This window comes from Collinsella aerofaciens (genome assembly GCF_015670745.1).
GTDB classification, from domain to species: Bacteria; Actinomycetota; Coriobacteriia; order Coriobacteriales; family Coriobacteriaceae; genus Collinsella; species Collinsella aerofaciens_T.
On the sequence record NZ_JADPCH010000004.1, the window covers coordinates 36917 to 58261 of the forward strand.

A 21345-nucleotide genomic window follows, 5' to 3' on the forward strand; every position below is an offset into this window, starting at 1 on the left:
TTTGAATGACAAATTGTCGCTCTGGGCGGCGCGCAGCGTCGACCGGCCCGCCGTTCGTCAGAACGGCGGAACCTCTAGAGCAAAGTGACGCTAAAGCTGCGGACGTCCGTCTCGCCCGGCGCCAGCGTAATGGTGTTGACCTTGTGCTCAAAGACGTCGTCCTCGGTGTCCATGGTGGTGTGGCCGGTCCAGGGCTCGAGCGCCACAAACGGGGCGTCGTTGGCGGCAGACCACACGCCGATGTACTTAAAGCCCTCAAAGTCGATCTTGACGCCGTGACCCGACTTGCGTCCGCGCAGGGTGAGCGTGGAGCCGGGGACGTCGGTGAACATGATGGCGTCGTTATCGAAGCTGCGGTGCGTGATGGGCAGCACGTCCGAGTTGTCGGGAGCCTTGTAGCTGCCCTCGAACGTCATGAGGCCATCGGGCGTGATGATGGGCGCCTCGTTGGTCCATGCCTCGGTAAATGCCAACTCGTAATCCTCGAACGCCTCGTCAACGGCGGCGGGGGCCGGCACGTTAAAGGCAGGGTGACCGCCCATCGAGAACGGCAGATCCACGTCGCCGGTGTTGGTGACGGCAAAGGTCTGGGTGAGCGTAGCGTCGCCGGTGAGTGCATAGGTCATGTTGAGCTTAAAGTGGAAGGGAAAGGCCTTGAGCGACTCGGGCGTATCGGTAATCTCGTACGTTACCGAGGAGCCGTCCTCCGAAACCTCGACCAGCTTGTGCTCGACAATGCGCGCGAGTCCGTGGCGCGGCATCTCGCAGGTACCGGCCGCAGACGTTGCCGTGTTGTTGCGCAGCGAGCCCACAATGGGGAACAGGATGGGCGCGTGCTTGCCCCAAAAGGCGGGGTCGCCCTGCCACAGATACTCGTTGCCGTTGAGAGCAAGGCTCGTGAGCTGGGCGCCCATGGAATCGATGGCCGCGGTGAGGCCGCCGCGCTTGATGGTAGTGACGGTAGACATGCTACTTCCTCCAAAAGTAAACAATAGTGTCGAGGGCTATTGTCCCACTCTTGGCGGCGGGACGGGACGGCAGGCGATTATTGAGTAGCCATAGCGGAATGAGCGGCGAGCGCCTACTGGGTATCCACGTAAAGGTCGAACCCGCCCTGCGGTGTAGTGTCGACCGTGTCGGGCGCCTGTGAGTTAAAGTTCACGGGGACCATGCGCTTTGAGGCGCGGAAGCGCGTGCCGTCGGTGGCGACGGGCGGTTCATCGACGGTGAGCTCGTAGTCTCCGGGCTTGAGCTCGATGCCGTCACCAGCGGAATTGACGTATTGATACTCGTCAATTGTCTGCCCTTTGAGCGTGCGCCCCACGATGTGGATGAGCATTTGGCTGTCGCCGCGCGCGGTGTCCCACGTCGCGCCGTCCTTGACCTCGACCGACACATGTACCGAGCGCGTGCGGCCGAGCGATTGCTCGACAGACATCTCGACCTTGGCGGCGTCTTTTCGCTGTTGTTCGACATGGCTCCAGACGTTTCCAATTACCGAGCAGGCGATAACACCGGCCATAAAGGCGATAAGGATGGGGCCGAGCGGCGAGCGGCGTCCTGCATCTTCCTCGCGAGACAGATTGGGGCGACGTGTGGGTGCGGGCGCCTGAGCGCCCTGCGAGGGCACGTCGAGAATGCTGAAGGATGCCGTGCTGTCGGGATCGATAGTGTGGCGCGGCTGCGGGGTCTTTGCCGGCGAGATCGACATGTCGGCTGGCTCGCCGAGCGTGGCCGTAGCGTCGGCCTTGGCCTCGTCTGCCTCGGCCTGGGCCCAAGCTTGTTCGAAGGTCAGGGGCTCGACGGGGTCGAGGGCGGCGTCCGAGTCGGCGGCGGCGTTGCCGGTCTCGTCCTCGTCGCTCGACACGTCACGCGGCGCGGGCTCGTCCCACCCCTCGTCCGGAGCCTCACCCTCGCTATACCACCATTCAAAGTTATCGATATCCATACGGGGCGCCCCTTAGGCCTCGCAAATAAACACTTGTTAGTTTTATACCCCCAGACGACACCGAAGCTCACCCGCGCCGGACACAAAAACCGTCACAACATTCGACGCTTTTCCTCGATTTCGAGATTTTCGCCGAATGTTGTGACGGTTTGGGTGACTGGCCGGCAGCGCAATGCGACAAAGGGACTGTCTCTTTGTCACATTCTGTTAGAGTTGCAGGGATTGAATCCCGCTTATTAATGCGACATTGGAGTGACAGCCTTGACCGCCGCAACCACGCCTAAAAGCAAGTCAACCGCCGCCGCGCTTTCACCTGCGCGCACCAATCTTTGCCTGGCGCTGCTCGTGTTGTTAGGTTTTTCGCTCGGCTGCTCGGAGTTCGTGGTCATCGGCATCGAGAGCGACCTGGCGACGGAGCTCGGCATATCGCTTGCCACCGCAGGCCAGCTCATCAGCGTGTTTGCGCTTGTCTACGCCATCGCCACGCCGGTGCTTGCGCTCAGCACGGGACGTTTTCGCCGCTACCAGCTGCTCGTGTGCTACAGCATCGTCTTTGTGCTCGGCAACCTGGTCATGGCGTTGGCGCCCAACTTCCAGGTGCTGTTTATCTCGCGCATCATCCTGGGCTCCGTCTCTGGCGCACTGCTCGCTGTGGGTGTGACGTACATCCCCGAGCTGCTGTCCCCGCAGCAAACTTCGTTTGCCATCTCGGTGGTATATGGTGCGTTTTCCGTGGCAATGGTCTTTGTCACTTCGATCGGCAAGTTTGTGGCCGACACACTCGATTGGCACGTGGCCATGTACGGCACGCTGGCCTTTGCCGTTCTGATCTGCGGAGCGCTCGTGATGTTTATGCCGCGCGCTGGGCAAACCGACGAACCTGCCACCTTTCGCGAGCAGGCGGGGCTGCTGCGCGAACCGAGCATCATCACCGGCATGCTCATCTTTTTGTTTGGCGTGGGCTCGGTCTATGTGTTCTACGGCTACGTGACGCCTTATCTTGAGCAGGTGCTGGGCATGGGCACGGTCGAAGCCAGTACCACGCTCATGGCCTACGGCGTGTTCTGCCTGATCTCGAACATCCTGGGCGGATGGATCGATGCTCGCTTTGGCATGAAGGCGCTACTCGTGACGTTTGTGCTGCAGGCTGCAGCGTTACTCGGACTGTTTGCTGTGGGCGGCACCATGCCGCTCGCGCTGGTCTTTGTCTTTAGCCTGGCGCTGCTCATGTACCTGTTCTCGGTGTCGTGCATCACGCACTTTATGGACGTGGCACGCAGCCGCCATCCCAAGTCGATGGTACTCGCAAGTTCGGTTGAGCCCATGGCGTTTAACGTCGGCATCTCGTTTGGCACCGCAGTGGGCGGCGCCGTGGTAAGCAGCGTTGGCATTGCATATGTAGGCGCAGTGGGTGCCGCGTTCTCGCTTGTGGCCTGGGTGCTTACGCTGGTGACGATTAAGTTGGCTCGCTGGGAACGCAAGAGGGCGATGGCGCAGGCGTAGATGCGATACTCGAGCTCGATGATGGCGATCGAAAGGAAACCGCATATGCAACGTGTACTGTTTATCTGCTATGGAAACATCTGCCGCTCGACGATGGCCGAGTCGGTGTTTACCGAGCTCGTGCGCCGCGCTGGGCGCGAGGCGGAGTTTGCCATCGATTCCGCGGCGACCTCGACCGAGGAGATCGGCAACCCGCCACACCACGGTACCGTTGCCAAGCTACGCGAGGTCGGGATTCCCGTCGTCGCACATCGCGCACGTCAGGTACGTCGCGCGGAGTATGGCGACTGGGACCACATTGTCTATATGGACGACGAGAACGCCCGCGCCCTGTACCGAATTTTTGGGAAGGACCCCGATGGCAAGATCTCGCGCCTGCTCGATTGGACCGATCGCCCCGGCGACGTGGCCGACCCCTGGTACACCGGCAATTTCGACGCCACCTACCGCGATGTACTCGCCGGTTGCACCGCCATGCTCGAGCAGCTGTAGGCGCTCGGGCGGCGCGGGCACACGGGCCACGCCATCGGCATAAAACGAGCGTGGATTTTCTCCCACTTTGAGCGTTCGAGTGCGCTCTAAACGGGAGAAAATCCACGCTCGTTATCTCGGTGGGAGAAAATCCACACTCATGAATGTGACAAAGGGACTGTCCCTTTGTCACATCCGGGACTGGCCCTAGACCGGCTTGACCTCCAGCTTTATCCCCTCGGCGCAGGAGTCGCCCAAAACATCCGAAAGGGCCCAGGTCGCATATAGCGGCAAATAGAGAACCGCTCCGTTGCGCTCAACGTTGCCTCTCGAGAAAACAATCCCGAGCCTTACGCCATATTCAGCCGTATCAAGCACATGACCGAGCGCAGCGTGCGCGTGGTAATAGGAGCCCGATTTAACCTCGATCGGAACAGCCGTCCCATCCGGTCCGTCGACCACAAAGTCCACTTCACCGCGCTTTTTTGTCTGATAGTAGTAAAGCTGGCGATTTTGGGCAGCCAGCTGCTGGGCCACCACGTTTTCGTAAATGCCGCCCAGATTGGGCTCCTTGCTATCAAGATACGCCGCTTGGGCGACTCCAACGGGGTAGCGCGCCATCAACATGCCCGTATCCGATTGGTATAGCTTGAACTGCGATGGCCGTGCCGTCTTGAGCAGGGGCGACTTTGGCTCGGTTACGATATCGGCTTTGAGAGCAACGCCGGCATCGACAAGCCAGACAAAATCTCGCTGGTACTTCTCATAATGCGCCTTGGGGTCAATGGAATTGAGCACGAAACGCTTGTGTTCGCCCTCGAGCATAATAGGGAGCTGATCGTAGATGCTCTGCACCTGCAGGGCTCGCCCGCTTGCATACTTGGAGATATCCCGCCGGTACTGTTCGTTGAGCTCTGACTGTAGCTGACGAACAGAGGCAAGGTCGCCCTGCGTGTCAAGGAAACGCTGCACGACCTCCGGCATTCCGCCGACAACGGTATAGGTCCTGAAGTTTGCCATCATCGCGTCATGAATGTAATCAGGAATGGGCCTCTCGCTGATACACGCGTCACGTATCGTTTGGCGAGCCCCCTCGCTCACCCCGGTTGCCCAGCAAAACTCCTCAAAATCGAGCGGGAACATCCTAAGCTCGTGGACATACCCCACGGGATAGGACCTGACGCCCTTGAACTGGGTCCCGAGCATTGACCCCGAAAACGCCCAGCGGCACCTCCCGTCCTCAACAAGGAACTTTGCCATCGTCATGATGTCGGGGGCCTCTTGGACCTCATCGATAAACACGAGCGTTTTGCCTGGTGCAATCGACTTTCCCGAAAGAAGCGTCACCCTGCTGATGAAATCATCGGCATCCCGCGCCTCGAGAAGAGCATCTTTTGCCTGGCGATTTTCCATGAGGTTAAGCTCGATGTAGGTTGCATGGCTGGCTTTGCCAAATGCGCGAATCGAATAGCTTTTGCCGATCTGGCGAGAACCCGTGATGAATAAGGCCTTTTGCTCGGCAGACTTCAGCCAACGCTCCAGCTCTGCCGCTATTTTCCTGCGCAGCATAGGCTCTCCCCTCAGTGTCATCAAATGAAATGCAAAGTTTTATGCGCTTAATTATCGATGAAATGTAGGATTTTTAGAACCTAAAATCGGATGAAATGCAGAGATTTAGGATTATAAGCAAAAAGAAGGGGCAGCCCCGGCGAATGTGACAAAGGGGCTGTCCCTTTGCCACATTGCGCTCGACTACTCGTCAACGATCTCGGCAAGCCAGACGTTCAGCGTATCGACCTCGGGGCAGCAGAACTTTGCCGTACCAGGCTCGTTGCCAGGCACGGTTCCGCCATAGCGCAGGATATCGATATAGGGAAAGCCCACATGGCAGGCCATGGCACACATCTTGCCGCGGTCGCGGTCAAAGTCGAAGACGTCGCCCGGTTTGTGACCATGGTGGCAGCGGCACGCACCCAGCTGGTCCACGCAGCTCACGCGGATACGCGGACGCTTGCCACGCGGCGCGCCGAGCGGCTTGCCCCCGCCCGCAGGCTTGGCGCCGCCCTCGCCAGCATTACTCATGGTCAATCACGTCCAGGCAGGCCTCGATGGGAAGGCCAGCCGACTTATCCTCTTGGTCGGCATTGCGCTCGATAAGCTCAGCCACCACGCGCATGGCATCGGACGTCGCGCGCTGCAGACTCCAACCTGCCATAACGCGGCCGACGAGCACCGCCGAGAACGTGTCGCCCGTGCCCGGGAAATAGACCGGGATCAGGTCGAAGGGAATCGTGAAGTACTCCCCCGCCACATGGTCGTAACCGATGACGACATTCGCACCGTCGACCACAGCGCTCGTAATGACCACCGACTTGGCGCCCAGGGCACGCACGGCATCCACAAGAGTGCGGCCCTCATCGGGCGTGATTTGCTCGGCAATGGGCGTATCGGTGAGCAGGCACGCCTCGGTGTAGTTTGGCACCGCATAGTCGGCGCACTCGAGCAGGCTGCGCATGAGACCGATCGTGGACTCGGGCACGCCGGCGTAGAGCTTGCCGTTGTCGCCCATGATGGGGTCGACGAACACCTTGGTACCCTTTTGCGCGCGACGGTGGCAGAAGTCCGAAATGATGCGCGTCTCTTCCTCGGTCACGATAAAGCCGGTAGAGATGGCGTCGAACTCAAAGCCGAGCTCCTCCCAGATGGCGAGGCTCTGGCGCACGTACTCGGTGGTGTCGTGGATGTAGAACTTGGGATAGTTGAGCGTATCGGACACAAGTGCCGTCGGCAGGTTGTGGATGCGGTAGCCCATGTGCGACAGCACCGGCAGCATGGCGGAAAGCGCGACCTTGCCGTAGCCGCACATATCGTTGATCAGCAGCAGCTGAGTGTTCTTCATGAGGGTCTCCCTTGGTTCGGGCACGGCGCAGCAGCGCCACAGTGCGACTAAGTGTAGCGCAGGGGACGTTGTGAGCGGAGTCGAGCAGCGCGAAGGGTAAATTGTTGCGGAAAGGTTACGGAAAATGATCCCTTTTCCTCCGTCCCCAAGGGATTGCATGCACCGAAACGGACCGTGGCGGAATCACAGGTTGAGGACGGACAGCGAAAACGTTCCTAAGCGAGCAAGGTGGCGTGAAAGAGGAGGGCATAGGCCTTGTGGCCATGCCCGACGATTGAACGCCAGATTGCCGCTTAGGAGCGTTTGCAGCGTCGAGCGGTTACGGCGTTTGGCAAAACGCCGTAACTTAATAAGTTTGGTACCTTGACATTCATTTCTCATGCTCCTAGATTGGTTAGGCACAAAACAATTCCACTACCTAACTAAAGAAAGGAGCAACACTAATTCATGTGCGATGAACCTCTTAACCTTTGTTCGCACGAGCCCGGCGGCGAACCGTCACAGCCGGCGGATGCACCCGAAGCGGTTAGCTCAGAAGACAAGCTTGCCAAGCGCATCCTCAATGGCCTGGGCTTTTGCGGCCATTACATGCATTTTCATGGCGGAGGCGTGTCCGGCAAGGCGCCCATCATCTGCCTGCTGGCCAAGCAACCCGGCGGCGAGATGTCGCAGCAGGAACTCGGCATGCACTTTGACCTCAAGCCGGGGTCGCTTTCCGAGATCCTGTCCAAACTCGAGCTCAACGGCCTCATCGAGCGCAGCCGTAACCCCAAGGATCGACGGCAGCTCACCATTCGCCTGACCGAAACCGGCCGGGAAAACGCCCGCATCGACCAGGCAGCCCGCATTCGCTTTAGAGAGCAGGCCTTTGGTGCCCTCACCCACGACGAGCGCGAACAACTCGCCGAGATGCTCGAAAAAATCCGCGTAACCTGGGAGGAACTGGATGATTAAAACCCTCATGGGAAGCATCCGCGATTACAAGAAGGTCACGATCGCCACGCCGCTGCTGGTGCTTGGCGAGGTGCTCTGCGAAATGATGATCCCGTTTATCACCGCCGACATGATCGACGCCATCAAAGACGGTGCCACCGTCGCCCAGATGCTTCCCACCGCAGGCTTTTTGGTGCTCATCGCACTGACGTCGCTCGCTTTTGGTGCCGCTGCCGGCGTCACCTGCAGTCATGCGAGCTGCGGCTTCGCCAAGAACCTGCGTCACGACCTGTTCTACAAGATCCAGACGTTCAGCTTTGCCAACATCGATGAGTTCTCGAGCTCCTCGCTCGTCACCCGCCTCACCACCGACATCAACAACGTGCAGCAGGCCTTTATGATGCTCATCCGCATCGCCGTGCGCGCGCCGCTGGTGTTGGTCTTTGCCTTTGCCATGGCCTACGCCATGGGCGGCAGCGTCGCCATGGTCTACCTGGTCATCATTCCGCTGCTGGGCTTTGGCCTGTTCTTTATCATCTATAAGGTGCGCCCGATCTTTGCCCGCGTGTTCCGCAAGTACGACGCGCTCAACGAGTCCGTCGAGGAAAACGTCACCGGCATGCGCGTGGTCAAGAGTTACGTGCGCCAGGACTACGAGAAAGAGAAGTTCGCCACCGCCGCGCGCGACGTCCAGATGGACTTCACCCGCGCCGAAAAGCTGCTCGCCTTCAATAACCCCATGATGAACATCTGCGTCAACGGCGCGTTCGTCGTCATCATCTACCTGGGCTCCGAGCTCATCATCACGAGCCAGGGCACCTTGTTCGACGTGGGCCAGCTCTCCTCCATCTTTACCTATGGCTTCCAGATCCTTATGAGCCTGATGCAGCTGTCGATGATCTTTGTCATGGTGACCATGGCCGACGAATCGGCGCACCGCATTACCGAGGTGCTGGCCGCCGAGCCCACGATCGCCGATCCCGCCGAGCCCGTGCTCGAGGTTGCCGACGGTTCCATCGACTTTGACCACGTGAGCTTTAAGTATTCCGCGCATGCGAAGCGCCAGGCGCTCGACGATATCGACCTGCACATTAAGAGCGGCGAGACCATCGGTATCATCGGCGGTACCGGCTCGGCCAAGTCCACGCTTGTAAACCTCATCGCCCGTCTGTACGACGCCACCGAAGGCACCGTGCGCGTGGGCGGCATGGACGTACGCGACTACGACCTGGACGCGCTGCGCCACCAAGTGGCCATGGTGCTACAGAAAAACGTGCTGTTTAGCGGCACCATTGCCGAGAACCTGCGCTGGGGCGACCCGAACGCCACCGACGAGGAAGTCCGCGAGGCGGCACATCTGGCCTGCGCCGATGAGTTTGTCGACGGCTTCCCCAAGGGCTATGACACCTGGATCGAACAGGGCGGCTCCAATGTCTCGGGCGGTCAGAAGCAGCGCCTGTGCATTGCGCGCGCCCTGCTGCGTCGCCCCAAGATCTTGATCCTGGACGACTCCACCAGCGCCGTCGACACCAAGACCGACGCCAAGATTCGCGCAGGGCTGGCAAGCTATCTGCCCAACACGACCAAGCTCATCATCGCCCAGCGCATTAGCTCCGTGCAGGACGCAGACCGCATCATCGTCATGGAGGGCGGCCGTATCGCGCAGATCGGTAACCACGACGAGCTGCTCAAGACGAGCGAGATCTACCGCGAGACCTTCACCTCGCAGAACAAGATGTCTGCCGAGGGCGAAGAGGCCGTCGAAGCCGACACCGAGGCATCCGCAACACAAGCTCAGACCCAGGAAGGAGGCGAGGCACATGAGTAAGGCAACGACCGCCGAGCGCGCGCTCAACCGCAAGGGTGGCACCATGTCGCGCCTCATCAAGACGCTCTTTGGCTTCTACCCCGTGCTTTTGCCCCTCGTCGTCGTCGGCGTGGTGCTCTGCGCCATCATCAACTCCATCGGCGCGACCTTCCTTCAGAGCGCCCTGCAGATTATTAGCGAATCGTGGCAGTCGGGCGATTGGGAAGCTGCACAGCCCAAGATCGCACAGCTCGTGACCACCCTCGCCTGCATCTACGGCGTCGGCATCCTGTCCTCGCTGTTCTGGAACCGCGCCATGGCCATCGTCACGCAGGGCTCGCTCGAGAAGCTGCGCGAGAAGATGTTCAACCGCATGCAGGACCTGCCGATCCGCTACTTCGACACGCACCAGCGCGGCGACATCATGAGCCACTACACCAACGACATCGACACGCTGCGCCAGATGATCAGCCAGTCGCTGCCCAACCTGCTCATGACGACCATCGTCATCGTCACGGTGTTCTTTATCATGCTGTACTACAGCGTTTGGATGTGCCTGGTCATTGTGGCAGGCGTCGCCTTTATGACCTTTATGACCAAGCTGCTCGGCTCCAACTCCGCGCGCTTCTTTATTGCGCAGCAGACCGAGCTCGGCGTTGTCGAGGGCCATATCGAGGAAGTCATGAACGGCCAGAAGGTCGTCAAGGCATTCTGCCACGAGTCTGCCGCCGAGGCCGATTTTGACGAGCGCAACGAAAAGCTCTTCGAGGTCTCGCAGAAGGCCAACATGTACGCCAACATCCTCATGCCTATCCTTATGAACCTGGGAAACCTGCTCTACGTGCTGGTTGCACTGGCAGGCGGCATTTTCCTGGCGCTGGGCGTGCCCAACCTGAGCATCTCGGGCATGGCACTGTCCATCGCCGTCGTGGTGCCGTTCCTCAACATGACCAAGCAGTTCTGCGGACAGATCGGCCAGATCTCGCAGCAGATCAACGCCGTGGTCATGGGCCTCGCCGGCGCCGACCGTATCTTTGAGCTCATCGACGAGGAGCCCGAGGCCGACGAGGGCTACGTGACGCTTGTCAACGCGCAGGTCAACCCCGACACTTGGCAGCTCGAGGAGGCCGACCACCACACCGGCATGTGGGCGTGGAAGCATCCGCACCGCGCGACCGGCGAAATTGAGTACGTGCCGCTGCGTGGCGATCTGGTCATGGACAACGTCGACTTTGGCTACACGCCCGACCACGAGGTGTTGCACGGCGTGTCCGTGTTTGCCAAGCCGGGCCAGAAGGTCGCGTTTGTCGGCGCCACCGGTGCCGGCAAGACGACCATCACCAACCTCATCAACCGCTTCTACGACATCGCCGACGGCAAGATCCGCTACGACGGCATCAACGTCAACAAGATCCGCAAGGCCGACCTGCGCCGCTCGCTGGGCGTCGTGCTACAGGACGTGAACCTGTTCACCGGCACTGTGATGGATAACATCCGCTACGGCAACCTGGACGCTACCGACGAGGAGTGCATCGCGGCGGCCAAGCTCGCGGGCGCGGATGACTTTATCACCCGCCTGCCCGACGGCTACGACACCATGCTCACCGGCAACGGCGCGCAGCTGTCGCAGGGCCAGCGTCAGCTGATTTCGATCGCACGCGCCGCCGTCGCCGATCCGCCGGCAATGATTCTGGACGAGGCCACGTCGAGCATCGATACCCGCACCGAGGCTATCGTGCAGGCCGGCATGGACAAGCTCATGGAAGGCCGCACGACGTTTGTCATCGCGCACCGCCTCTCCACCGTACGCAACTCCGACGCAATCATCTGTCTGGACCACGGCCGCATCATCGAGCGCGGCAACCACGACGAGCTGATCGCCAAGCGCGGGTATTACTACCAGCTCTATACCGGAGCGTTTGAGCTGGAGTAGTTCGGCTCGCCGAGATGGCCGATTTGTCGCTCATTCGTCGGGCATGACCCTAAGGTCAATGCCCTCCTCTTTCGGGGCAAATCGACTCATCTCAACGACCCAAATACAATGCACCGCAACGAATAAAGCCTCCGCAGCCACACGAGCTGCGGAGGCTTTTTCATGCCGGCCGGAAACCGTATCCCACTTTTCGGGCCCAAAATGGGATGCCGTTTCCCGCTGGACCCCCTCCGGGAAACGGCATCCCATTTCAAGGGGGTAAACCGGGATGTGATTTCCCCTAACGGCACCTTTGGGAAGCCGCATCCCACTCTAGACGCACAAAACGGGATGAGCTTTCCCATGGTGATCCAAGACCAGAAGCATGTCCGATAGCGCGGCCAGGTCAAGAACAACAAGGCAAGCGTCACGCCAATTTGGACGAGCGTCTGCTGCAGTTTGAGGCTGCTGGCCCATATGGTAGAGTTAACCACCCATGAATTTCAGCACACTGCGTGCTACCTGTTCTTTTGTCATTTAGGGGAGTGAACTTGTGAACACTTCTGTCGCCAAGAAGGCCGGCCAGGCGGTGCGCCTGCTCATGATGGTGCTCACGGCAGTTCTCATCTTCTTCTTCATCAATGTTATGCTGCTCGTCTCCGATATCCAGGGCACGGCGCGTGTGGTCAACTACGCCGGTCTGGTGCGCGGTACCACGCAGCGAATCGTTAAGCTCGAGGATGCGGGCCAGCCTCAAGATGACCTGCTCAAAGCCGTGGATTCATACATCAACGGTTTGCGTTACGGAAGTGACGACCTCAACCTCGTCCGTCTCGACGACGATGAGTATCAGGCAAAAATGACCGAGCTTGCAAATTATTTTGATGAGCTTTGCACCGAGATCATCCGCGTGCGCGAAGTCGGCTATGAGAACACCGACATCATCTCCATGAGCGAGGAGTTCTTTGGCATTTGCGACGATGCTACGCGACTCGCAGAGGACTACTCTCAGGAGAAGGCGTCGGCGCTCAACTATCTCGAGGGCCTGGTGATCATCGACATCATGGGCTTGGTGGCGACCTTTGCGGTCGAACTTGTTCGCGCGGTGCGAACTGCCGCGCTCAATCGCGAACTGCAGAACAAAGTCTATCTCGACGAAGCCACGGGGCTGCCCAACAAGAACAAGTGCGAGGAGATCTTGGGGCAGGAGCAGCCTGTCTCCGCGGAGGAGCCCGTTGCGGTGTGCGTCTTCGACCTTAACAATCTGCATATGGTCAATAACAACTTCGGCCATGAGAAGGGCGATGAATACATTCGCTCTTTTGCCCAACAACTGGGAAGTGTGGCGTCGGAGACGTGCTTTGTGGGTCGCGACGGCGGCGATGAGTTTATCGCGGTGCTGCGGGATGCCGACCGAGCCGCTGTGGAATCTTGTCTCGCTCGGATTCGCGCGAACGTGAACGAGTATTCCGAAGTCCACCCCGATATGCCCATCAGCTACGCGGTGGGCTATGCGCTTTCCAGCGATTTTGACGAGCCGCCTACCATGCGCGAACTCTTTTCCCAGGCCGACAAGAACATGTACGTCGATAAGAACCGCGTAAAGACAGCCGAGGCAGCCGGGCCGCAACGCGAGGACCGCTAAACCCGTAGCAAAGGGTAGCTAATTTGGGACGGGACTCTTTTGGCTACTTGAGGAGTTGGGCCATGACGTTGACGAATTTTTGTACTTGGAGGGTGGGCTCGAGCGGATAGTGCAAAAAGACCGGCACCTCTCGCCCGCACAGGAACGGCACGCCCACAAAGGCCGGGTGCACCCCCGACCATGCGCCGCAGGTGAGCACCGCGTCGCCCTTTTCCTCTGCCTCGTTAAAGAGCGCAAAGTCAAAGCTGTCCACGTCGATCACGTCTACGCCGCCGTCGGCCAACAGATCGATACGCAGGCTGTCCATAGCGTCGTTGCCGTGGCGGAGCACGCGCAGACGCATACCCTCCAAGTCGGCGACCGTAATGCGATTCTTGCGCGCCAGCGGGCTCGTGCGCGGCAGGTCGATATAAAACGGCACGTTGACAATGCGGAGCTTTTGGCAGGCGTCACCCCAGCGCGGGGTCGAAAAACTCGACTGCACCACATCGACCTCACGACCGAGGCTGCGCATGACGGTCTCGCGCTCGTCATAGAGGTCGCTTACCGGCACGATCTCAAATCGCAGCGACGGTTCCAGCTCGTGTACGCCCGACCACATCGACAGCGTTTGGCGCCCCGGGCACATCATCGACACACCCAGACGCACGGCACCGCCATCGCCCGCCGCGCGTCGGGCGCGGCGCAGCGCGTCCTCGGACTGCCGCATGATCGAGCGCGCGTCGTCCACCAGCAGAGCGCCCGCCGGCGTCACCTTAACACCCGAATGCGAGCGCTCGAACAACGTGATGCCAAACTCGGCCTCGAAACCCGACACCTGTTTGACGAGCGCCGGGGTCGACACGCGCAATTTTGCCGCCGCACGTGAGAAGCTTCCCAGCTCCGCGGCGGCCGATATGGCCTCGAGTCGTCGATCGTACACGTCAATCTCCCGTTTTCGCGCCTGTGAACGCATGGCGCCACAGGGGGTCGTTTTGGCAGGTCACGCGCTCGATTGAGATAAACTGCATCGCACAGTATAAACCTACGGTTAACGCCATTCTAACAAATATGCAATTCACCTGCGCAAATGCAAAGCATACGATAGCCAGCGAAAACCACGTGGGTCGGTTAATGGGAGCGACCCACCGGGAGGCACAAGAAGGGAAGTTCCTATGAGCAATTGGCTTAAGCTCGAGGGCGATGTCTGCGCCGTGACCGGCGCGCTCGGCGGTATGGGCGTCGAGATTTGCCGCGAGTTCGCCCGCAACGGCGCCAACGTCGTCCTGCTCGACCTGGACGAGGAGAAGGTCAAGGCCGCAGCCGCCGACCTCGCCGCCGAGTTTGGCATCCACGCCGAGGGCTACAAGATGAACGCCACCGACGAGGCCGAGGTTCAGGCCGCCGTCGATGCCACCATCGCCGACTTCGGCCGCGTCGACGTCCTTGTCAACACCGCCGGCATCCTGCGCTTCGCCGCCATGGAGGACCTGCCGCTGAGCGACTGGGAGCAGGTGCTCAACGTCAACCTCACCGGTTACTTCATCACCTCGCAGCGCTTTGGTCGCGAGATGATCAAGGCCGGCCAGGGTCGCCTGGTGCACATCTCGACCGTTGCCAGCCACTCCCCCGAGACGTTCTCGGGCGTGTACAGCTCCACCAAGGCGGGCGTCAACATGATGTCCAAGATGCTGGCTGCCGAATGGGGCCCCTACGGCGTCCGCTCCAACTGCGTCGAGCCTTGCTTCGTTAAGACCCCGATGTCGGCCAACTTCTACGCCGACCCCGAGGTCGAAAAGAGCCGCAGCCGCCTGATCGCCACGCGCCGCATCGGCGAGGTCAGCGATATCGCCAACGCCGTCATGTTCCTGGCGTCCAAGCGCTCGGACTTTACCACCGGCGACGCCATCAAGGTCGACGGCGGCTTCTCCAACATGATGGGCGACCTCACCGCCAAGCCCGGCGGCCGTCGCGCCTATGCCGACAACTACCTTAAGAACAAGGGTGTCGAGCTCTGGTCCGATGAGTCCGGCGTCGCCAAGCCGACTGACCAGTAAACCAACCCGACAGGGAGGACCCGCAGACATGCCTGTTCCTCCCCCGTATCGATTAGAAAGAGTCCAATGGCTTCCACCAACTCCAACAAGGGTCGCGCCGTCGTGCTTTCCGCCGCGTGCGTCACCATGTTCTTCATCAGCTCCATCGCGCTGTATTCCGTCGTGAGCAAGAACCTGCTCGCCGTCTACCCCGAGTGGTCCAGCGCTCTTACCTGGGCCTTCCCGGTCTTTCAGACCATCATGGCCGTGACGGGCATCTTCGCCGGCCGCATCTCCGATAAGATCGGCCCGCGCAACGTCGTGATCGCCGCCGCCGTGTGCTACGGCCTGGGCTGGTTCATGTCCGGTACCGTCACCGAGCCGTGGCAGTTCTACCTGTGGTTCTCGCTCGTCGCCGCCATCGGCAACGGCCTGGGCTACAACCCGGCGCTCACCACCGGCCAAAAGTGGTTCATCGACAAGAAGGGTCTCGCCTCCGGCATCACCCTGGCCGCTTCGACCGCCGGCCCCGCCGTGCTGTCCCCGGTGCTCGCCTCGCTGCTCATCCCGAGCCTGGGCATCTTTGGCGCCCTTAAGGCGCTCGGCGTCATTTTCTTTGTGACAATCGCCGCCTCCGCCCTGTTCCTGAAGGCCCCCGAGGCCGGCTGGCTGCCCGAGGGCTTCGAGGCCCCCAAGGGTGGCGCACATGCCGGCACCTTCGGCGACCTCACCCCGGGCGAGATGGTCAAGACCCCGCGCTTCTGGGTCCTCATCGTCACCTTCGCCTTTGCCGCCACCGCGGGCACCCTGCTCGTGGGCAAGGTTGCCTCCATCGCCGCCGTCCAGCTCTTCGCCGACCCCACGAGCGCCGCGGCCGTCGCCCTCGGCGGCGTGGTCGTCTCCGTCAACACCTGCGCCAACCTGGTCGGCCGTCTGTCCTTTGGCCAGATCATCGACAAGCTCGGCGCCTATAAGTCGCTGCTCATCAGCCTTGTCGTCACCATCGTCGCACTCGTCATCATGTCGATGAGCTTTACGCAGAGCATGTTCTTTGTGGCGCTCGCCCTGCTCGGCTTTAGCTTTGGCGCTCTGCTCGTCATCTACCCGCCGCTCACCGGTGGCGCCTTTGGCACCAGCAACATCGGCGTCAACTACGGCATCATGTTTTTGGGTTATGCCGCTTCCACCTGGATCAGCCAGCCCATCACCGCCGTGTTGTATCACGCCGAGGCCGGCAGCGCCGCCTACCAGCAGTCCTTCTACGGCGCCATTGTGATCGCCGCCATCGCCGTCGTGCTCACCGTCTACATGATGGTCTCCGACAGCAAGAAGAAGTCCGCCTAGTTTTACCGATGCGACAAAGGGACAGCCCCTTTGTCGCATCCCACCGGTCACCAGTATTAAGGAGTCGAAATGTCTGAGCTCAACCCCGTCCGCATTGCCGTTATCGGCGCCGGCGCCATGGGCCGCAACCACATCCGCTTTGTCACCGAGGAACCCGAGGCCGAACTCGTCGCCATCGCCGACGCCTTTGAGGGCGCTCGCGCCACGGCCGAGGCCGCCGGCGTGCCGTTTTACACCGATCCCGCCCAGATGATGGACGAGGTCAAACCCGAGGCCGTCATTATCGCCACCCCCAACGACTTGCACCTGGGCGTTGCCCGCGAGGCTGTGAAGCGCAATATCGTGCCGTTGATCGAAAAGCCGATCTCCAACGATCTCGAGGATGCCCAGGCCTTCGCCGCCGAGGCCGAGACCGCCGGCGTGCCCGTGCTCGTAGGTCAGCACCGTCGCCACAACCCCTTCGTCAACAAGGCCAAGGAGATCATCGAGTCCGGCGAGCTGGGCAAGCTCACCGTGTCGAGCTTCCACTACATGATCTATAAGAATGACGAGTATTTCGATGTCGAGTGGCGCCGCAAGAAGGGTGCCGGCCCGATCCTGGTCAACCTGGTTCACGACGTCGACCTGCTCCGCTATCTGCTGGGCGAGCCTGTTGCCGTCCAGGGTATGCAGTCCAGCGCCGCCCGCGGTTTTGAGACCGAGGACTCCGCCGTGGTCAACGTCCGTTTTGCCGATGGCGCGCTCGCAAGCATGACCATCTCCGACGCCACCGCCAGCCCCTGGAACTGGGAGGCAACCGCTCGCGAGGATCCGCAGTACCGCCCCTTCGACGCCGACGCCTACTTTATCGGCGGCACCAAGGGCGCCTTGTCGCTGCCCCGCCTGCACCAGTTCTCCTACGACGGCGCCTCCAACTGGCACAAGCCGCTGCAGATGGAGATTCCGGCCGTGGACCCGGCGCTGCCGCACAAGATGCAGCTCAAGCACTTTGTGAAGGTCGTCCGCCGCGAGGTCGAGCCCGTCGTGACCCCCGCCGATAACGTCAAGACGCTCACGCTGCTTAACGCTATCAAGGAGGCCGCCGAGACCGGCCAGCTCGTCGAGCTGTAATGCCTTAAGAGCGACCGCGGCAGAAACCCCATGCCGAACCCTTCGGTCCGTCACCAACAAGCCCCTCTTCTTTGCCCCGCGAGCAGCCTCCTGCCCGCGGGGCATTTTGCTACCTTGCCGACGATTTTTCTGGGGCGGGGGCTATTTTGCACCTCGGCTTGATTCGTTCGCCACGAAATGGGCCTATCTACTACGTTTAACCGACCGCCCTCAACCATGCCGAATTTCCTAAAATCAAAAGCGCAGGTAGACGGCTTGCGCATTCTCGGAAAACCGGGGGATGGTCGACCCATACGGTTCAAACGTAGTAGATAGGTCGTTTTCGTGGCGCGGGCCCAAAACAGTCTTTTGAAACGGGTGGTATCCTTGGTAGCCCTGTGCTGCAAACGCACCTTAAACGCAAGGAGTCCCATGGATCTTATCGCCCAGCTCGCCCACGAGCTCAACCTTAAGGCCGCCAACATCGAGGCAGCCGTCAAGCTCATCGACGAGGGCAACACCATCCCCTTTATCTCGCGCTACCGCAAGGAAGCCACAGGCGGAATGGACGACGTCGCCCTGCGCGCACTCGACGAGCGCCTGTCCTACCTGCGCAATCTTGAACAGCGCAAAGAGGACGTCATTCTGCTCATCGACGCCCAGGGCAAACTTACGCCCGAGCTCGAACAGCAAATTCGCGAGGCCACGCAGCTCCAGCGTGTCGAGGACCTCTACAAGCCCTACCGCAAAAAGCGCATGACCCGCGCACAGAAGGCCCGCGAGGCAGGCCTGGAGCCACTTGCCAACATGGTCATCATGCAGGCCTCGGCCAAGGGCAGCGCGCTCGACGCCGCCGCGGCATACGTCAACGAGGAAGCCGGCTTCGACACGCCCGAGAAGGCGCTCGCCGGCGCGGCGGACATCGTGGCCGAGACGGTGGCCGAGGACCCCGAGAACGTCGCCGACCTGCGTGCCTTTACGCAAAACACCGCAGACATCGTCGTCGAGGCCACCGACCCCACCGAGAAGACCCCCTACGAGCCGTACTACAGCTATGATGAGCCGCTGCGCCGTATACCCAACCACCGCGTGCTGGCTATCGACCGCGGTGAGCGCGAGGGCAAGCTCCGCGTGCGCGTGAACGTCGACGGCGCCGCCGCCACGGCACGCCTCGGCAGCCGTTGGCCCCGACGCCAGGGCGTCTTCGCGCCCGTCTTTGACGCCGCCATCGCCGACGGCTACAAGCGCCTCATGGCCCCCTCGCTGGAGCGCGAGGCCCGCGCCAAACTCACCGTCCGTGCGCAGACCGAGGCCATCAATGTCTTTGCCAAGAATCTCGAGGGCCTGCTCTCGGCACGCCCCGTGCGCGGCGCCCGCGTGCTCGCGCTCGATCCGGGCTACCGCACCGGCTGCAAGGTCGCCGTCATGGACGAGACCGGCAAGCTGCTCGACCACGGCGTGGTCTATCCCACCAAGCCGCGCCACGACGTCGCCGGCACCAAGCGCGAGCTCGCCCGCCTCGTCAAAAAGGACAGCGTCAACACCATCGTCATCGGCAACGGCACCGCCAGCCGCGAGACCGAGGAAGTCGTCTCGGAGTTCATCGCCGAGCAGGCGCCTGAGCTGCGATACACCATCGTCAACGAGGCCGGCGCATCGGTGTACTCCGCCTCCGAGCTCGCCAGCCAGGAGTATCCCGATCTGGACGTCACCGTGCGTGGCGCCATGAGCCTGGGCCGCCGTCTACAGGACCCGCTGGCAGAGCTCGTCAAGATCCCGCCCCAGTCCATCGGCGTTGGCCAGTACCAGCACGACCTTGACCAGGTCGAGCTTTCGCACACCCTGGGCCATGTGGTGGAGGACGTCGTCAACCGCGTGGGCGTCGACGTGAATACCGCGAGCGCGAGCCTGCTGGGATACGTATCGGGCATCACGCCGAGCGTGGCCAAAAACATCGTGGCCTACCGCGAGGAAAACGGCGCCTTTACCGATCGCCGCCAGCTTAAGAAGGTCCCCAAGCTGGGACCCAAGGCATATCTCAACGCCGCGGGCTTTTTGCGCATTAGCGGCGGCAAGAACCCACTCGACGCGACAAGCGTCCACCCCGAGAGCTACGAGGTGGCCACGTCCGTCCTGAAGCGCGCCGGCGTTGGGGCCAGCGAGCTCAGCCGCGGCGGCGTGCCCGACATCGAGCGCCGCCTGGGCAGCATCTCGGCGCTGGCAAGCGACCTGGACTGCGGCACCCTCACGCTCATCGACATTGTCAACGAGCTCAAGAAGCCCGGTCGCGACCCGCGCGACGATGCGCCCGAGGTGGTCTTTAGCCGCTCAGCGCTTTCCATCGACGACCTGGAACCCGGCATGGAACTCAAGGGCACGGTGCGCAACGTTGTGGACTTTGGCGCCTTCGTCGACGTGGGAGTGCACCAGGACGGCCTCGTACATATCTCTAAGCTGGCCAACCGCTTTGTCAAGCACCCCAGCGACGTCGTGCGCGTCGGTGACACGGTCAAGGTGTGGGTCGAAAAGGTCGATCGCGACCGCAAGAAGATCTCGCTCGCCATGGTGCAGGGCAAGTAAACCGCCAAAGCAAAGGTACCCCCTGTAGCGATGTGCAAAATCGCGAGTATTCTGCAAATTCCACCGTTCCGGATGCCCCTCAGAGACGAAAAAGCAAAAAACAGCCCCCGTTTTAGCGTCGTCAGAGCCAAAACGGGGGCCGTTCCATGCTTCGGTTAACTGATAAAGACCTTTACCTTGCTGAATACTCTCAATTTTGCACGGCGCAGGCGGGGGTACCTTTGCCCACGGCAGGATATGGAAGCCAATCGCCAACTTGCTGGCAAGCTCGTGCCGGCAGCCCCGGCCTTTCCTTTGCCTAGCGCGACCCTCGCGGAGCGCGTGAGCGATAGGGAAAGGAAAGGCCGGGGCGAACAGCCCACGGTACAGTCGGTGTTCGCGCTACGGCAGGATATGGAAACCGAGCGCCGCGATATCCTTGGCAAAACCGCGCACGGTATCGAGCGAGACCTCGTACGGGTCGCGACCAATGTTCTTGCGCTTGGCCAGGATGCTGTTGGGCACCGTAATGATCTGGCAACCGCAGGCCTCGGCCTGGTAAATGTTGATGAGCTCGCGCGTGGACGCCCACAGGACCTCGCAGTTGGGCTTTGCGGCGGCCTTCTTGACCGACTCCGTCATAAACGGAATGGGGTCGACGCCGGTATCGGCGATGCGGCCGGCAAAGAGCGAGATGATGGACGGCGTCTCGGCGTCGACGGCCTCGACCATCTCATCAACCTGCGTAGGCGTAAAGATGGTGGTGACGTTGACCTTGATGCCGTCGGCCGAAAGCTTGCGCACCAGCTCGGCGGTGGACTCGCCCTTGGTGGTCACGCACGGAATCTTGACGTAGACGTTCTCGGCCCAGGTAGCGATCTCGCGCGCCTCGACCTCCATGGTCTCGACGTCGTCGGCAAAGACCTCAAACGAGACGGACACATCGGTGATGTGGGCCAGGACCTCCTTGGCAAACGCGCGGTAATCCGTCACGCCGCCCTTCTTCATAAGGGACGGGTTGGTCGTGAAACCCTGAACGTTGCCGTTCTCGTACATGTCGAGCATGCCCTCGAGGTTTGCACCGTCAGCGAACACCTTGATTGCCATCTGCCTGATTCCTTTCGCTTGCACATGGGCGTTAAACTGCTAAACACTTTACCTACGTTTATCAAGGCGTGAGCTGCGGTTTTTTATCTTCTCGGCGAACGGTATAAACACCT

At 60.9% G+C, this 21345-nt stretch carries 17 protein-coding genes; 10 read left to right on the forward strand and 7 right to left on the reverse strand.

The genetic code is table 11. The annotated features are described in order from the left end of the window. Positions 1-74 precede the first annotated feature (74 nt). Both I4W07_RS02460 and I4W07_RS02465 read right to left on the reverse strand, forming a co-directional pair. The gene (locus I4W07_RS02460; protein ID WP_196025507.1) at positions 75-968 is read right to left on the reverse strand and encodes an aldose 1-epimerase family protein; all 894 of its coding nucleotides are present in this window, start codon (positions 966-968) and stop codon (positions 75-77) included. Positions 969-1081: 113 nt separating this feature from the next. Continuing rightward, positions 1082-1948, reverse strand: a complete 867-nt coding sequence (locus tag I4W07_RS02465) for a hypothetical protein (RefSeq protein ID WP_196025508.1) — start codon at positions 1946-1948, stop codon at positions 1082-1084. 261 nt (positions 1949-2209) lie between these two features. On the opposite strand from I4W07_RS02465, the gene I4W07_RS02470 reads away from it, so the two are divergent. Together I4W07_RS02470 and I4W07_RS02475 are read left to right on the forward strand one after the other, a co-directional pair. Further along, positions 2210-3451, forward strand: coding sequence for an MFS transporter (locus I4W07_RS02470; protein WP_230317434.1), 1242 nt, complete (start codon positions 2210-2212; stop codon positions 3449-3451). 45 nt (positions 3452-3496) lie between these two features. Then, on the forward strand, positions 3497-3943 hold the full coding sequence (locus I4W07_RS02475; RefSeq protein WP_035138777.1) for a low molecular weight protein-tyrosine-phosphatase: 447 nt from the start codon (positions 3497-3499) through the stop codon (positions 3941-3943). Positions 3944-4129: 186 nt separating this feature from the next. Here the strand turns inward: I4W07_RS02475 and I4W07_RS02480 are convergent, their stop codons facing one another. The 3 genes from I4W07_RS02480 to I4W07_RS02490 form a co-directional block, all read right to left on the reverse strand. Next, positions 4130-5491 (reverse strand): ATP-binding protein, encoded by a 1362-nt coding sequence (locus I4W07_RS02480; RefSeq protein WP_195445316.1) that lies wholly within the window; start codon positions 5489-5491, stop codon positions 4130-4132. A 183-nt stretch (positions 5492-5674) separates the two neighbouring features. Beyond that, positions 5675-6004, reverse strand: coding sequence for a TIGR04076 family protein (locus tag I4W07_RS02485; protein ID WP_084591874.1), 330 nt, complete (start codon positions 6002-6004; stop codon positions 5675-5677). Next, the gene (locus I4W07_RS02490) at positions 5997-6821 is read right to left on the reverse strand and encodes a PfkB family carbohydrate kinase (protein WP_035138774.1); all 825 of its coding nucleotides are present in this window, start codon (positions 6819-6821) and stop codon (positions 5997-5999) included. The genes I4W07_RS02485 and I4W07_RS02490 overlap by 8 nt, the downstream gene beginning before the upstream one ends. Positions 6822-7268: 447 nt before the next feature. On the opposite strand from I4W07_RS02490, the gene I4W07_RS02495 reads away from it, so the two are divergent. The 4 genes from I4W07_RS02495 (at position 7269) to I4W07_RS09300 (ending at position 13118) form a co-directional block, all read left to right on the forward strand. Then, positions 7269-7775, forward strand: coding sequence for a MarR family winged helix-turn-helix transcriptional regulator (locus tag I4W07_RS02495; protein ID WP_196025509.1), 507 nt, complete (start codon positions 7269-7271; stop codon positions 7773-7775). Further along, a complete protein-coding gene (locus I4W07_RS02500; RefSeq protein WP_196025510.1) occupies positions 7768-9582 on the forward strand; it encodes an ABC transporter ATP-binding protein in 1815 nt (604 codons plus the stop codon). The genes I4W07_RS02495 and I4W07_RS02500 overlap by 8 nt, the downstream gene beginning before the upstream one ends. Continuing rightward, the gene (locus I4W07_RS02505; RefSeq protein WP_138375128.1) at positions 9575-11494 is read left to right on the forward strand and encodes an ABC transporter ATP-binding protein; all 1920 of its coding nucleotides are present in this window, start codon (positions 9575-9577) and stop codon (positions 11492-11494) included. Before I4W07_RS02500 ends, I4W07_RS02505 begins: the two co-directional genes overlap by 8 nt. A 532-nt stretch (positions 11495-12026) precedes the next feature. After that, the gene (locus tag I4W07_RS09300) at positions 12027-13118 is read left to right on the forward strand and encodes a GGDEF domain-containing protein (RefSeq protein ID WP_271739740.1); all 1092 of its coding nucleotides are present in this window, start codon (positions 12027-12029) and stop codon (positions 13116-13118) included. A 43-nt stretch (positions 13119-13161) separates the two neighbouring features. Here the strand turns inward: I4W07_RS09300 and I4W07_RS02515 are convergent, their stop codons facing one another. After that, positions 13162-14040 carry a LysR family transcriptional regulator gene (locus I4W07_RS02515; protein ID WP_271739741.1) on the reverse strand — a complete coding sequence of 293 codons (879 nt, stop codon included), beginning with the start codon at positions 14038-14040 and terminating at the stop codon, positions 13162-13164. Between the two features lie 232 nt (positions 14041-14272). Here I4W07_RS02515 and I4W07_RS02520 point away from each other — a divergent pair, with 232 nt between their 5' ends. The 4 genes from I4W07_RS02520 (at position 14273) to I4W07_RS02535 (ending at position 20146) form a co-directional block, all read left to right on the forward strand. Further along, on the forward strand, positions 14273-15154 hold the full coding sequence (locus I4W07_RS02520; RefSeq protein ID WP_118934451.1) for an SDR family NAD(P)-dependent oxidoreductase: 882 nt from the start codon (positions 14273-14275) through the stop codon (positions 15152-15154). A gap of 66 nt (positions 15155-15220) precedes the next feature. After that, positions 15221-16477 carry an MFS transporter gene (locus tag I4W07_RS02525; protein WP_117646283.1) on the forward strand — a complete coding sequence of 419 codons (1257 nt, stop codon included), beginning with the start codon at positions 15221-15223 and terminating at the stop codon, positions 16475-16477. Between the two features lie 69 nt (positions 16478-16546). Then, complete coding sequence (locus I4W07_RS02530; protein WP_196025512.1) at positions 16547-17587, forward strand: Gfo/Idh/MocA family protein; 1041 nt, start codon at positions 16547-16549, stop codon at positions 17585-17587. Positions 17588-17998: 411 nt separating this feature from the next. Next, positions 17999-20146 carry a Tex family protein gene (locus tag I4W07_RS02535; RefSeq protein WP_196025513.1) on the forward strand — a complete coding sequence of 716 codons (2148 nt, stop codon included), beginning with the start codon at positions 17999-18001 and terminating at the stop codon, positions 20144-20146. Between the two features lie 381 nt (positions 20147-20527). On the opposite strand, the gene I4W07_RS02540 is transcribed toward I4W07_RS02535, so the two are convergent. Beyond that, entirely contained in the window at positions 20528-21232 is a 705-nt protein-coding gene (locus tag I4W07_RS02540; protein WP_196025514.1) for a transaldolase, read from the reverse strand. Positions 21233-21345 lie beyond the last annotated feature (113 nt).

Excerpts from the sequence above, each read along its gene's own strand:
- I4W07_RS02535 (WP_196025513.1), top strand. The coding sequence starts at position 17,999 with ATGGATCTTATCGCCCAGCTCGCCCACGAGCTCAACCTTAAGGCCGCC.
- I4W07_RS02485 (WP_084591874.1), bottom strand. The coding sequence starts at position 6,004 with ATGAGTAATGCTGGCGAGGGCGGCGCCAAGCCTGCGGGCGGGGGCAAG.
- I4W07_RS02500 (WP_196025510.1), top strand. The coding sequence starts at position 7,768 with ATGATTAAAACCCTCATGGGAAGCATCCGCGATTACAAGAAGGTCACG.
- I4W07_RS02480 (WP_195445316.1), bottom strand. The coding sequence starts at position 5,491 with ATGCTGCGCAGGAAAATAGCGGCAGAGCTGGAGCGTTGGCTGAAGTCT.
- I4W07_RS02465 (WP_196025508.1), bottom strand. The coding sequence starts at position 1,948 with ATGGATATCGATAACTTTGAATGGTGGTATAGCGAGGGTGAGGCTCCG.
- I4W07_RS02505 (WP_138375128.1), top strand. The coding sequence starts at position 9,575 with ATGAGTAAGGCAACGACCGCCGAGCGCGCGCTCAACCGCAAGGGTGGC.
- I4W07_RS02490 (WP_035138774.1), bottom strand. The coding sequence starts at position 6,821 with ATGAAGAACACTCAGCTGCTGCTGATCAACGATATGTGCGGCTACGGC.
- I4W07_RS02540 (WP_196025514.1), bottom strand. The coding sequence starts at position 21,232 with ATGGCAATCAAGGTGTTCGCTGACGGTGCAAACCTCGAGGGCATGCTC.
- I4W07_RS02460 (WP_196025507.1), bottom strand. The coding sequence starts at position 968 with ATGTCTACCGTCACTACCATCAAGCGCGGCGGCCTCACCGCGGCCATC.
- I4W07_RS02520 (WP_118934451.1), top strand. The coding sequence starts at position 14,273 with ATGAGCAATTGGCTTAAGCTCGAGGGCGATGTCTGCGCCGTGACCGGC.
- I4W07_RS02475 (WP_035138777.1), top strand. The coding sequence starts at position 3,497 with ATGCAACGTGTACTGTTTATCTGCTATGGAAACATCTGCCGCTCGACG.
- I4W07_RS02495 (WP_196025509.1), top strand. The coding sequence starts at position 7,269 with ATGTGCGATGAACCTCTTAACCTTTGTTCGCACGAGCCCGGCGGCGAA.
- I4W07_RS02525 (WP_117646283.1), top strand. The coding sequence starts at position 15,221 with ATGGCTTCCACCAACTCCAACAAGGGTCGCGCCGTCGTGCTTTCCGCC.
- I4W07_RS02530 (WP_196025512.1), top strand. The coding sequence starts at position 16,547 with ATGTCTGAGCTCAACCCCGTCCGCATTGCCGTTATCGGCGCCGGCGCC.